The 12,401-nt window shown below is 64.2% G+C and carries 14 protein-coding genes; 7 read left to right on the top strand and 7 right to left on the bottom strand.

The genetic code is table 11. The features are described from left to right. Together IB232_RS22745 and IB232_RS22740 are read right to left on the bottom strand one after the other, a co-directional pair. Positions 1-133: cysteine peptidase family C39 domain-containing protein (locus IB232_RS22745; protein WP_192400821.1), on the bottom strand; the 133-nt coding region annotated here is incomplete at its 3' end. A gap of 124 nt (positions 134-257) precedes the next feature. Then, positions 258-1,037, bottom strand: a complete 780-nt coding sequence (locus tag IB232_RS22740) for an AraC family transcriptional regulator (protein ID WP_192400820.1) — start codon at positions 1,035-1,037, stop codon at positions 258-260. A gap of 227 nt (positions 1,038-1,264) precedes the next feature. Between IB232_RS22740 and IB232_RS22735 the strand changes: the two genes are divergently transcribed. Both IB232_RS22735 and IB232_RS22730 read left to right on the top strand, forming a co-directional pair. Continuing rightward, positions 1,265-2,209 carry a lipase family alpha/beta hydrolase gene (locus tag IB232_RS22735; RefSeq protein WP_192400819.1) on the top strand — a complete coding sequence of 315 codons (945 nt, stop codon included), beginning with the start codon at positions 1,265-1,267 and terminating at the stop codon, positions 2,207-2,209. Between the two features lie 53 nt (positions 2,210-2,262). Continuing rightward, positions 2,263-3,300, top strand: coding sequence for a lipase secretion chaperone (locus IB232_RS22730; RefSeq protein ID WP_192400818.1), 1,038 nt, complete (start codon positions 2,263-2,265; stop codon positions 3,298-3,300). Here the strand turns inward: IB232_RS22730 and IB232_RS22725 are convergent. After that, on the bottom strand, positions 3,297-4,169 hold the full coding sequence (locus tag IB232_RS22725) for a DMT family transporter (RefSeq protein WP_192400817.1): 873 nt from the start codon (positions 4,167-4,169) through the stop codon (positions 3,297-3,299). The genes IB232_RS22730 and IB232_RS22725 overlap by 4 nt on opposite strands. Before the next feature lie 91 nt (positions 4,170-4,260). Here IB232_RS22725 and IB232_RS22720 point away from each other — a divergent pair, with 91 nt between their 5' ends. Both IB232_RS22720 and IB232_RS22715 read left to right on the top strand, forming a co-directional pair. Next, the gene (locus IB232_RS22720) at positions 4,261-5,175 is read left to right on the top strand and encodes a LysR family transcriptional regulator (protein WP_192400822.1); all 915 of its coding nucleotides are present in this window, start codon (positions 4,261-4,263) and stop codon (positions 5,173-5,175) included. Positions 5,176-5,198: 23 nt separating this feature from the next. Continuing rightward, positions 5,199-5,417: a DUF2970 domain-containing protein gene (locus IB232_RS22715; protein ID WP_192400816.1), complete on the top strand. Its 219-nt coding sequence runs from the start codon at positions 5,199-5,201 to the stop codon at positions 5,415-5,417. Here the strand turns inward: IB232_RS22715 and IB232_RS22710 are convergent. After that, positions 5,414-6,472 carry an ABC transporter substrate-binding protein gene (locus tag IB232_RS22710; protein WP_192400815.1) on the bottom strand — a complete coding sequence of 353 codons (1,059 nt, stop codon included), beginning with the start codon at positions 6,470-6,472 and terminating at the stop codon, positions 5,414-5,416. The genes IB232_RS22715 and IB232_RS22710 overlap by 4 nt on opposite strands. 476 nt (positions 6,473-6,948) lie before the next feature. Between IB232_RS22710 and IB232_RS22705 the strand changes: the two genes are divergently transcribed. Further along, entirely contained in the window at positions 6,949-8,607 is a 1,659-nt protein-coding gene (locus IB232_RS22705; protein WP_192400814.1) for a nitrite/sulfite reductase, read from the top strand. Further along, on the top strand, positions 8,591-9,088 hold the full coding sequence (locus tag IB232_RS22700) for a DUF934 domain-containing protein (RefSeq protein WP_192400813.1): 498 nt from the start codon (positions 8,591-8,593) through the stop codon (positions 9,086-9,088). The genes IB232_RS22705 and IB232_RS22700 overlap by 17 nt, the downstream gene beginning before the upstream one ends. Before the next feature lie 43 nt (positions 9,089-9,131). On the opposite strand, the gene IB232_RS22695 is transcribed toward IB232_RS22700, so the two are convergent. After that, on the bottom strand, positions 9,132-9,710 hold the full coding sequence (locus tag IB232_RS22695; protein WP_192400812.1) for a TetR/AcrR family transcriptional regulator: 579 nt from the start codon (positions 9,708-9,710) through the stop codon (positions 9,132-9,134). Positions 9,711-9,817: 107 nt separating this feature from the next. Between IB232_RS22695 and IB232_RS22690 the strand changes: the two genes are divergently transcribed. Next, positions 9,818-10,255 (top strand): hotdog fold domain-containing protein, encoded by a 438-nt coding sequence (locus IB232_RS22690; RefSeq protein ID WP_192400811.1) that lies wholly within the window; start codon positions 9,818-9,820, stop codon positions 10,253-10,255. Between the two features lie 47 nt (positions 10,256-10,302). Here IB232_RS22690 and IB232_RS22685 read toward each other — a convergent pair whose 3' ends face one another. Together IB232_RS22685 and sohB are read right to left on the bottom strand one after the other, a co-directional pair. After that, positions 10,303-11,292: a YhdH/YhfP family quinone oxidoreductase gene (locus tag IB232_RS22685; RefSeq protein ID WP_192400810.1), complete on the bottom strand. Its 990-nt coding sequence runs from the start codon at positions 11,290-11,292 to the stop codon at positions 10,303-10,305. Between the two features lie 10 nt (positions 11,293-11,302). After that, entirely contained in the window at positions 11,303-12,325 is a 1,023-nt protein-coding gene (gene sohB, locus IB232_RS22680; RefSeq protein WP_192400809.1) for a protease SohB, read from the bottom strand. Between the last annotated feature and the right edge of the window lie 76 nt (positions 12,326-12,401).

The following is a 12,401-nucleotide window of genomic DNA, read 5'->3' as shown; positions in this document are numbered from 1 at the left end:
CATCTTCGGCGAACTCATGGGCCAACTGCTCGGACGAAGCGGCCACATTGTGAAAGCGCGCCAGCATCACCAAGCACGCTAGGCCCGTATCGACCTCGGGCGTGGGACCCGATCCTTGGGTGTTGTCTAACATCTGCAGTTACTTGCATAGACTTAAAACGGGCCGGCAATCTACTTGATGGCGTAGTGCTATGTGAAGAACCGTTTGTAAGTTTTTAGTAAGCCGATCCTCCTGTAAGGATGGCCCTGACAAAACACTATCCAGCGAACAGGCGAATGCCGCGTGGATGGGCCAGCACGGCGGATGGGCTCATGCCAATGATGGTACGAAAGGTGTGGCTGAAATGTGCCGAGTCGGTGAAGCCGGCCGCCATCGCCGCGTCGGTCAGGTTGAGGCCGCGCGCCACGCCCACGCTGGTGACGAACAGCCGGTGCCACTGGCGATAACGGCGGATGGGCACGCCGATCTTCTGGCGGAACAACTGGGTCAGGCGCGGTACCGACAGGCCTACCTGCTCGGCAAGGAATTCGATGGACTGGTTGCACGACACGTCGGTCTTGATCAGCTCGATGGCGCGGGCGATACGCGGGTCGCTGACAAAGCCGGGCGGAGATTCCTGGTGTGGGTTGATCAGCCTTTCCAGGCAGTCATAGACCTCGGGGGGTTCGGCACTGCGCCGGTGCAATTCGTCGAAGCAGGTGATGCAGGCCGCCTCGTCTTCCAGGCCGATGTGCAGCGGCCCACATCGCGTAGCCATGCGCGGTGCCAGCAGGGCATGGTCCTCGCCGAACACATCCAGGTAGCAGATCGCTACCCGTGAGCTACCACTGTCGACGCTCAGCTCCAGCCCTGCCGGCAACAGGGCGCTACGGCAACGCAATGCATCGCTGCGACAACGGATCAGCAGGTCGCCGTCGAGGGCCACCAACAACATGGCCGCGGCCTGCGACAGCTGCAGGGGCTCGGGAAAGAGGTTGAGGGAGAAAGTTCGCTTGTCCCACAAATACAGCAGGACCGGGGCTTCGCTCGGGTGCATGGACGTGTTCGCCCTGTTCTTGTTGTTCTTGTGGGCGGCAGGGTAACCACAGAAAAGCGAACGATGAAAGTCCATCTGCCAACGCCGTCGCAATTATTTTCGTACCACCGGGTTGATTTCATCAGTTCTTACAAGCCGACCCAATGTCCGGGTGTTTTCATGGCCGCCACCTCCGCTGCTGTGTGCGGAGATACAAAAACAAAAAACGAACACACAGGTACCCCACCATGAAGAAGCTGCTCATCCCAGCGCTGGCCGCCCTCGGCCTGTGCGCGACCCTCCCTGCCCTGGCCAACACCCAGTCGCAGACCAAGCACCCCATCGTCCTCGTACCCGGCATTTTCGCCTTCGACACCATCGCCGGCATCGATTACTGGTACCAGATCCCCAGCGCCCTGCAGAGTCAGGGTGCCAAGGTCCACGTACCAAAGATCAATGCCTTCGACAGCTCGGCCAAGCGCGGCGAATCGCTGATCGCCCAGCTCGAGCAGATCCGCGCCAGCTCGGGCGGCACGGTGAAGAAGTTCAATCTGATCGGCCACAGCCAGGGTGGTCTCACCACTCGCTACGTGATGAACACCCGCCCCGACCTGGTGGCCTCGGTGACCACCCTCAACTCGCCGCATAAGGGTTCGCCGCTGGCCGACCTGGTCACCGGCGTTGCCCCACCCGGCAGCCTGCAGGGCGTGGCCTTCGACGTGTTCGCCAACGCTGTAGGCAATCTGGTCAACCTGCTGTCGAACAACAAGAAGAGCCCGTCGGATGTGCGCGCCATGCTCGCCGAATTCAACAAGCCGGGCGCCACGGCCAACAACCAGCGCTTCCCTGCCGGCGTGCCCACCACTACCTGCGGCGAAGGCCCTGAGACCGTCAGCCTGAACGGCAACAGCATCCGTCTCTACTCCATGAGTGGCACGGCGCCGCTGACCAACGTGCTGGATATCTCCGACCCGCTGTTCGGCGTCACCTACTTCGCCTTCGGCTTGAGCGAAGCCAACGACGGTGTCACCGGTCGTTGCTCCAGCCACTTTGGCAAGGTGCTGAAGGACAACTACTTCATGAACCACCTGGACATCACCAACCAGGTCTTTGGACTGGTGTCGCTGTTCGAGACCAATCCGAAAACCGTGTACCAGACCCAGGCCAACCGCCTGAAGAACCTCGGCCTGTAATCCGTGGACGGGCATGGTGCGCACAGCACCATGCCCGTCGCGAGGAGCGTTCTATGTCCAGCAGAATCATCCTGGCCGCACTGGCCACGGGCGCGGTGATAGTCGGCGGCACTTTGCTGCTGTATCGCCCGCAATCCATCCCTACCGCACATTCCGTCCCCCCCACAGAATCCGCTCCGCTCGCCGTCGCGCCGCCGAGCGACGAGCGCAGCCAGCAGGCCATCGCGCTCAATCGACAGCTGCGCCAGACACCTGCCGCCGCCCTGGTCGACGCGGGCCCGCTGCCGCCTTCGCTGCAGGGCACCCGCCACGGCGTGACCCTGCGCGCCGATGCCCAGGGCAACCTGGTGCTGCAACCCGACCTGCTGCACCTGTTCGAGTTCTACCTGGCCGGCCGCGAAGAGGAAGGCCTGGACAAGGTGCTGACCCGCATCCACCAGGACCTGGCCGCGCAGCTGAAGGGCAACGCCCTGGACCAGGCGCGTGACCTGCTGAGCCGTTACGTGGACTACCGCATCGCCCTGCAGAACCTGCCCGAAGCCGATAGCTCGATGGATGCCGGAGCCCTGCGCCAGCGTCTCGACGCGCTCAACGCGACGCGCCAGCAGTATTTCAGCGCCGAGGAATATGCGCTGTTCTTCGCCAACGAGAACGCCGAGAACGAGTACATGGTGCAGCGCCTGGCGCTGGGCCAGCAGAGCGGCCTGAGCGAAGAACAGCGCCAGCAGGCCGTGGCCGAGCTGGAGCTGCAGCTACCCGAGGAAGTTCGCGAGACCCGGGCCGCCAGCACCCGTCAGGGCGAGCTGTATGCAACCACCCAGGCCATGCTGGAGCGCGGCGCCAGCGCCGAGGAAATCCGTCAGGTACGCGAGCAGGCGCTGGGCAGCGAGGCCGCCAACGCCTTGGCTGAGCTGGATCGCCAGCAGGCCGCCTGGAAGCAGCGCCTGGCCGACTACACCAGCGAGCGCAATCGCCTGCGCGACGCCGGGCTCAGTGACAGCGAGTTGCAGAGCGCCGTCGCCGAGCTGCAGGCCAGCCGTTTCGACGAACTGGAACGCAAACGGGTACAGGCTCTGGACGCGGAGCTCTAAGCCGGGCGCGGCAGGCGATTGCAAAGGTAGATGCCGGCAATCGCCAGCGCCCCGCCGATGCAAATCTGAAGGGTCAGGCGCTCATCCAGCAGCAGCGCACCGAACAGTACGGCGGTCAGCGGATTGAGGGCGATGAATACGCCGGAGCGGGTTGCACCGATCTGGCGGATGCCGTCGTAGTACCAGAGGTAGGCCAGCGCCGAACCGATAGCACCGAGGTAGAACAGGCTCAGCCACTGACCGCCGGTTGGCAGCGCCCAGGCGCCGGGCATCAGGGCCCAGGTGGTGGCGCACAACATCAGGGTGCCTAGCCAGATCGAATAGCTGACCGTGTGCAGCGGCCCCAGTGCCTGGGACAGCCCGCGGGAGAACACGCTGTAGATCACCCAGCTCAGCACGCAGCCGAGGATCAGCAGGTCGCCCCACCAGGCGCCATCGACCAGCGAGCCTTCGCGCCCGAGTATCACCAGCCCGGCTCCCAGCAGGCAAAGGCCGATACCTAGCAGCCGCAACGGTGTCAGACGCTCGCCGTAGAAGCAGAAACCCGCCAGTGCGATCAGCGCCGGATTCAGCGCAACGATCAGCGCAGCCCGCGAGGCGCTGGTGTGCTGCAGGCCGAAGAAGAAGCACAGGTTGTACAGAAAGATGCCGCAGCCGCCGAGCAGCGCCAGCTGACACCATTGCCGTAGTGAAGGCCTCGGCCAGGGGGCTCCGCTGAAAGGCAGCACCAACCCCAACGTCAGGCTGGCGATGACAAAGCGCATGCTGGCGGCCAGCAGCGGCTCCATGGCGCCCGCCAGGTAACGTCCGGCGACGAAGGTGCCGCCCCAGATCATCGCCACCGCCACCAACTTCACATAGACCCACATGCCAGATGCCCATTGGTTCCTGTTTCGGCCAGCATCCAGCTAATCCAGGCTAATAGTAAAATGAGTGAAAACTCATGATGGCAGCCCGCACATGACCCTCACCCAGTTGCACATCTTCGCCGTGGTCGCCGAACTCGGCGGCTTCACCAGCGCGGCGGCACGCCTGGGCATCAGCCAGTCGGCGGTGTCCCACGCAATCAGGGCGCTGGAACAGGAGCTGGATGTGGCGCTGTTGCACCGTCATCAGGCCCGGGTGGAACTGAGCGACATCGGCCAACATCTGCTGCAAAGGGCCCGCGCCATGCTCGGCCTGGCCGAGACCATGCGCCAGGAAGCCGCTGCCGCGCGCGGCATGAAGCTCGGCACCCTGCGCATCGGCTCCTTCGGCCCGAGCGCCTCGATGCGTCTGCTGCCGCTGATCCTGCGGCACTTCCGCCAGGCCTATCCCGATATAGAAGTGCTGGTCGACGAGGGGCCGGATCGCCAGGTCGTGCAATGGCTGCAGGAGCGCAGGGTCGATATCGGCTTCGTGGTGCTGCCAGAACCACGCTTCGACAGCGTGCCGCTGTTCGAGGACCAGTTGGTCGCCGTACTGCCCGCCGAACACCCGCTGGCCGCACAAGCGTCCGTTGCCCTGGAACAGTTGTGCGGACAGCCCTTCGTGCTGACCGAGGCCGGCTCGTCCGAACTGGTCGACAACCTGTTCCGCGGTGCTCGCCTGCAGCCCGACATCCGCTATCGCTGCAGCCAGTTGATCAGCACGCTCGACACCGTCGCCAGGGGCGACGCGGTAACGGTGGTGGCGGAGCTGTCGGTACCGGATGGCGGCGCGGGTCGCTACTGCATCAGGCCATTGCGGCCCGCCGTGCCGCGCCGGGTCGGCCTGGCCCTACCCGACCGGCGCCAGGCCTCGCCGGCGACTAGCGCCTTCATCGAACTGGCCACCGAGCTGCTGCGCAGTGGCGCGCTGAATCTGGCGGTCGAACCGGAGCGGACTAACCTCTAAGGCAAAACCTTGGGGAGACCACCATGGACGACCAGGACAACGACAAGCCGCTGACCTTCCGCGAGATGCTGCAGAGCGTGCTGGCCGCCGCCTTCGGCGTGCAGAGCGGCAAGAACCGCGCACGCGACTTCAGCCGCGGCAAGCCGAGCCACTTCATCCTGCTCGGCGTGCTGTTCACCTCGATCTTCGTGCTGGTGCTGTTCGCCCTGGTACAGCTGGTGCTGCACCTTGCCGGGGTTTAACGCAGCAACTCGTCGATGGAGAACGAATAGGCCTGCATGGCCGGATCGCGGGTGGCGCTGAAGCGCTTGAAGTCCAGGCCTAGGTCGGAGCGCTTGAGACGAGCCTGCAGCTTCGTCGCCTGCTGCGCATCGACCAGGCGCAGCAGCCGGGCCATCTGGTCCTTGCCGCCACGCTCGGCGAAGTCCAGCCCTGCGGCATGATCGTGGAGCATTACCAGGGCGCAGCCGCCGAGGATGAAATGTCCGGTGGCCAGCGCCGCGAACTTGCCGTCCATGTGCGCCTGCAGCGCGCTCTGCGAATTGTTCAGCGCCGTATAGCGCAACTGCCGGCCCAGCTCCTGCGCCGCCTGCATGGCACCGAAGGCCATCTCGTCGTTGGCCGACCAGATCATCTCCACGCCCGGATAACGCGGCAGTAGCGCCTTTGCCTGTTCGTAGGCGCGCTGCTGGCGCCACTCGCCGTAGAGCAGCTGGTGCAGGCGCACCTGTGGATGCTCCGCCAGCGCCCGATGCAGCCCCGCCTCGCGCAGGGTGGCCGAGGGGGTGTTCTTCACTCCGGAAAAGGCCACCAGTTCGCTACCGTCCTGGGCCTGCTTCAGCAAGGCCTTGGCCATCAGGTAGCCAGCCTCTTCGTCGTTGGCGACCAGGCTGCCGATCCAGTTGCGGTACTGGTCACGCGAGCCACCGACCCTCTGCTGCTGTTCCTCGGTCAGGGTGCTGTGCAGGGCGAACAGGCGAATGCCGCTGTCGGCCAGCAGGCGCAAAATCTCAGGCCCCAGATACTGCTCGTTGACGAACAGCACGTAATCCGGCTTCTGCGGACGCTCCAGCAGCGCACGGGCGTTCTGCAGAATGGTCTCGGCATTACGCTCGCCATAGACCACCTCCAGCTGCATGCCGAGGTCGTCGGCCGCATCTTGCATATAAAGGCTGTAATTGACCCAGAAGCGCTCGTGGGAATATCCCGGATTGAGGAAGACCACCGAGGTGGCCTGGGCCGAGAGGCAAACGAAACTCAGCCAGAGGAGCAGAAAGGCACGCGGGAACACGATCATGAATCCGGATTCGGCTTATCGCGGCGCATTATACAGAGCACTTTATGGCCAGGTGCCACCATTAGTCATGCCGAGCCATAAAAAAAGGCCAGCGCCGGTTTCCCGCGGCTGGCCCCTTCCTCACAGCGCTGCCTACTGATGGCTGACCCAGAAAACTGCGGTGCTTACCGCCAGCAGGATCAGGGCGAAGATGGCCCAGGCGTCGACAACGCTGTCCTTTTCGTCTGCAGTGGTTTGCTCGGTCATGGTGCCCCCGTTGTTGTGGTTATGGGTTTCCAACAGTTAAGACCAGCAGCGCTGCGCTCTCAAGTCGGCTCGCTTATCTACTTTAGCTATGTACTTATATGGAAACTTCATTTTTTCGAATATTCACGAACTGATATCTTTGCTCGGCCCTGATAAAGAGCGCGTTTACCGTGCGCGCGAAAATGCCCATTTCTGCCTGATGAAGCAGTAGCCTGACCCACAGGACCCCTATGTACGTATACGACGAGTACGATCAGCGGATCGTCGAGGACCGCGTCAAGCAGTTCCGCGACCAGACCCGCCGCTACCTGGCCGGCGAACTCTCCGGTGAAGAGTTCCGCCCCCTGCGCCTGCAGAACGGCCTGTACATCCAGCGCTTCGCGCCGATGCTGCGCGTCGCCGTGCCCTATGGCCTGCTGTCGTCCAGGCAGGTACGCATGATGGCCAAGATCGCTCGCGACTACGACAAGGGTTACGCGCATATCAGTACCCGCCAGAACGTGCAGTTCAACTGGCCGGAACTGGAAGACGTGCCGGACATCCTGGCCGAGCTGGCGACCGTGCAGATGCACGCGATCCAGACCAGCGGCAACTGCATCCGCAACACCACCACCGACCAGTTCGCCGGTGTGGCCAAGGACGAGATCGTCGACCCGCGCCCCTGGTGCGAGATCATCCGTCAGTGGTCGACCTTCCACCCCGAGTTCACCCACCTGCCACGCAAGTTCAAGATCGCCGTCAGCGGCGCCGTGAGCGACCGCGCCGCCATCGAGGTGCACGACATCGGCCTGGAAGCGGTGCAGAACGAAGCCGGCGAGCTGGGCTTCCGTGTCTCCGTCGGCGGCGGCCTGGGGCGGACTCCCATAGTGGGCAGTTTCATCAACGAGTTCCTGCCGTGGCAGCATCTGCTCAGTTACCTCGACGCCATCCTGCGCGTGTACAACCGCTATGGCCGTCGTGACAACAAGTACAAGGCGCGCATCAAGATCCTGGTCAAGGCGCTGACTCCGGAAGTCTTCGCCGAGAAGGTCGAGGCCGAGTTCGTTCACCTCAAGGATGGCCCGACCACATTGACCGAGGCCGAAGTGGCCCGCGTTTCCGCCCACTTCGTCGACCCGGCCTACCGCGAGCTGGCCGACCAGGCCGCCGAGCTGGCCACCCTCGACGCCCAGCACCCAGGCTTCGCTCGCTGGCGCCAGCGCAACACCTTCGCCCACAAGAAGCCGGGCTACGTCGCCGTGACCCTGTCGCTGAAACCCACCGGCGTGGCGCCGGGCGATGTCACCGATAAGCAGCTGGACGCTATCGCCGACCTGGCCGACCGCTACAGCTTTGGCGAGGTGCGCAACAGCCATAACCAGAACATCATCCTCGCCGACGTCGAGCAGCAGCAGCTGTTCACCCTGTGGGGCGAGCTGCGCGAGCTGGGCTTCGCCACGCCGAACGTGGGCCTGCTGACCGATATCATCTGCTGCCCGGGCGGCGACTTCTGCTCCCTGGCCAACGCCAAGTCGATTCCGGTAGCCGAGGCCATCCAGCGGCGCTTCGACGATCTGGACTACCTGTTCGACATCGGCGACATCGACCTGAACATTTCCGGTTGCATGAACGCCTGCGGCCACCACCACGTCGGCCACATCGGCATCCTCGGCGTGGACAAGAAAGGTCAGGAGTTCTACCAGGTGTCCCTCGGCGGCAGCGCCGGCCGTGAGGCCAGCCTGGCGCAGATCCTCGGCCCCTCCTTCGCCCAGGAGCAGATGGCCGACGTGATCGACAAGCTGATCAAGGTCTATGTCGAGAAGCGCACCGAAGAAGAAACCTTCCTCGACACCTTCCGCCGTGTCGGAATCGACCCGTTCAAGGAGCGCGTCTATGCAGCGAATCATTAAGAACGGCCAGATTCTGGACGAGACCTGGCACCTGCTGCCGGCCGACGCCACCCTCGAAACCATCAGCAATAGCGACGACCTGATCGTGCCGCTGGCCCTGTGGCGCGAGCACGCTCACGCCCTCAAGGCCCGCGACGGCGGCCTGGGCGTATGGCTGGAAGCCGGCGAGGAAATCGAGGAGATCGTCGATCAGCTGGACAGCTTCCAGGTGATCGCCCTCAACTTCCCCGCCTTCACCGACGGCCGCCACTGCTCCAGCGCCTATCTGCTGCGCAACCGTTACGGCTACAAGGGCGAGCTGCGCGCCATCGGCGACGTGCTGCGTGACCAGCTGTTCTCCTACCAGCGCGTGGGCTTCGACGCCTTCGCCCTGCGGGCGGACAAGGACCCGGTCGATGCGCTGAAGGCCTTCGAGGAGTTCGGCGAGGTCTACCAGGCCTCCACCGACCAGCCGCTGCCGCTGTTCCGCCGCCGCGCCTGATCCGGCCCCATGAAAAAGCCCCGCTCTGCGGGGCTTTTTCGTTTCAGGCCTTCACCGATTCCCAGGCCACGCTGGCCAGCAGCTCTCGGCAATCCGCCAGCTGGGTATGGGTACGTCCGGCCAGCCAGTTACGGGCGAAGTCGTGGGTCGGGCCGATGATCACCGAGCCGAAGCAGTCCGCCGGCATGGCCTTGAACAACCCCTCCTGGCGGTATCCGGCCAGGGCATCGAGGATGCGCTGGTAGTGCACGCGATTGGCTTCGCGTAGCTGCTCGCCCATTTCGCTAGCCTCGACCCGTCCGCGGCTGTGCAGGACGAAGCGTGCCCAGTCCGGATTTGCAACCACCCAGTCGATATAGCTGGTGACCAGCAGCCTGACGCAGGCCTCGGCGCTGTCGGCTGTGGCGAAGCCCTCGTCCAGCAAGGCGGCGTACTCGGCGGTGCCGGCCAGGTAGAGCGCGCCGATGATGCGTTCCTTGTTGCCGAAGTGATGGTAGAGGCTGCCGATGCTCGCGCCGGAACGGTCGCGAATCATCTCGATGGTGGTGGCATCCACGCCGTTTTCGGTGAAACAGGCCAGGGCGGCCTGGAGGATTTCGTCTTTGCGGGAACGGCGAGCCATGAGGCTTCCTTGTTGAATTAGAATAAAGTTCTAGAATTAAATTCTGATATTCGTATACTGCCTCGGCGCGCGCTTCTCTTCAATGCCATCCATTTCAGGAGCACCCCATGAGTCAGATGATGCAGATGTACAAGCAGGCCGGCCCCGTGCAGTTCAGCGCCATGATCGGCCAGGTCGCCCCCTACTTCGCCAGCATCGCCCCGCAGTTCGTCGAGCTGCGCCCGGGCTACGCCGAAGTGACCTTCCCCAAGCGCCGCGAAGTGCTCAACCACCTCGGCACCGTGCACGCCATTGCCCTGTGCAACGCCGCCGAACTAGCTGCCGGCACCATGACCGACGCCTCCATCCCCACCGGTTGCCGCTGGATTCCGCGCGGCATGACGGTGGAATACCTGGCCAAGGCTAAGGGCGACGTACGTGCGGTGGCCGACGGCAGTGCCATCGACTGGAGCCAGACCGGAGATGTAAAGGTACCGGTAGTAGCTTATGTCGACGACACTCCGGTGTTCCGCGCCGAGATCACCATGTACGTCAGCCAGGCGTAACAACGAAAAGGCCCGGCATTGCCGGGCCCTTTCTACTGCTCGACCTATCAGCCGAGATTGACCAGCACCCGGCCGACCATCTGGCCAGCGAGAATCTGCTCGATGGCCTTGGGCAGCTGCTCCAGGCTGACTTCCTCGGCCAGGCTTTCCAGGTTGCCGAGCTTCCATTGCAGGGACAGCCTGTCCCACATGGAGGCCTTGACCACCAGTGGCAGCTCCACCGAATCCACACCCAGCAGGTTGACCCCGCGCAGGATGAAGGGCGCCACGCTGCCCTTGAAGCCCATGCCGGCGGTCAGACCGCAGCAGGCCGCGCTGGCGCCGTAGCGCAGCGACTTGACCACGTTGAACAGGATGTCGCCGCCGACCGTATCCACCGCACCGGCCCAACGCTCCTTGAGCATCATCTTCTCGCTGCCGTCCTGAAGCTCCTCACGCGGCACGATCTGCTGCGCGCCGAGCTGGCGCAGGAACTCGCCCTGCCCGGCCTTGCCGGTGGACGCCGCAACGTTGTAGCCGAGGCGTGCCAGCAATGCGACGGCGATGCTCCCGACGCCACCGGTGGCGCCGGTCACCAGCACCGGGCCGGCGGCCGGCGTCAGGCCGGCCTGCTCCAGCTTGTCCACGCACAGCGCGGCAGTCAGGCCGGCAGTGCCGAGCAGCATGGCCTCACGCAGCGACAAGCCCTTGGGACGCTTGATCACCCAGGCGGCCGGCACGCGGATGTACTGGCCGAAACCGCCGGCGGTGTTCATGCCCAGGTCGTAGCCGGTGACGATCACCTCGTCGCCGGCGGCGAACTCGCTCGCCGAGGACTCGGCCACCACACCGGCGGCGTCGATACCCGGGGTGTGCGGGAAGGCCTTGGTCACGCCGCGGTTGCCGCTGGCGGACAGGGCGTCCTTGTAGTTGAGCGAGGAATACTGCACGCGAATCAGCACCTCGCCGGCCGGCAGCTCGGCGACCGCGCGCTCGACCACCTTGGGCACGAAGGCGCCGTTTTCCTCGCTGACCAGCAATGCCTTGAACTGGCTCATGCCAAGCTCCTTACCAGAACCGTTGTTGATTGAGACGACTCCACCAGCTCAGCAGCAGGCGGTCCAGCGTGACGCTGGCAGCCAGGCCGAAACGCTCCGGCAGGCTCTTCTTCTCGGCGAAGTGCAGATGGAACAGCTCGGCCTCGCGGGCGCGCTCGGCCAGGTATTCGTCGCTGGTCTTGAGCTCATCGACCAGGCGCTTTTCCAGCGCGGCGATACCCAGCCAGACCTCGCCGGTGGCGATCTCGTCGATATTCAACTGCGAGCGATAGCGGGCCACGAAATTCTTGAACAGCTCGTGGGTGGTCTCCAGGTCTTCCTGGAACTTCTCCCGCCCCTTCTCGGTGTTCTCGCCGAGCACGGTGAGGGTGCGCTTGAACTCGCCGGCGGTGAGCAGCTCGACGTCGATGTCGTGCTTCTTCAGCAGGCGATGGATGTTGGGCAGCTGCGCCACCACGCCGATGGAACCGAGGATGGCGAATGGCGCGGACAGCACCTTGTCGCCGATACAAGCCATCATGTAACCGCCACTGGCGGCGACCTTGTCCACGCACACGGTGAGCGGCACGCCGGCCTGGCGGATGCGCGCCAGCTGCGAGGAGGCCAGGCCGTAGCCATGCACCATGCCGCCGCCGCTTTCCAGGCGCAGCACCACTTCATCCTGGGCAGTGGCCAGGCTCAGCAGCGCGGTGACTTCATGGCGCAGGTTGTCGGTAGCCGAGGCCTTGATGTCACCATCGAAATCGAGCACGAACACCCGCGGCTTGTGGCCGCCATCCTTCTTCTGTTGTTTGGCCTGCTTGGCTTCGGCCTTGCGCTGGGCCTTGAGCTGCGCCTTGTCCAGCAGCTCGTGTTCCAGACGCTCGCGCAGCGCCTTGTAGAAATCGTTGAGCTTGTGCACCTGCAACTGGCCACCGCTCTTGCCGCGCCCCTTGCCACGCAGCGCGGCGATGGTCAGCAGCACCACTATGATCGCGACCACCACAGTCAGGGTGCGGAGCAGAAAGTCCGCATAATCCAACAGAAACTCCACAGGTTCCCCCTCGTCTATCCTGTCCCAGGGCCCAAGCCAGGCACCCGCCAGCCCCCAGCATACCGGCGCGAGCAGC

The organism is Pseudomonas sp. PDM15 (assembly GCF_014851565.1).
Taxonomy (GTDB): Bacteria; Pseudomonadota; Gammaproteobacteria; order Pseudomonadales; family Pseudomonadaceae; genus Aquipseudomonas.
This window is presented reverse-complemented; position numbering and strand designations above follow the sequence as displayed.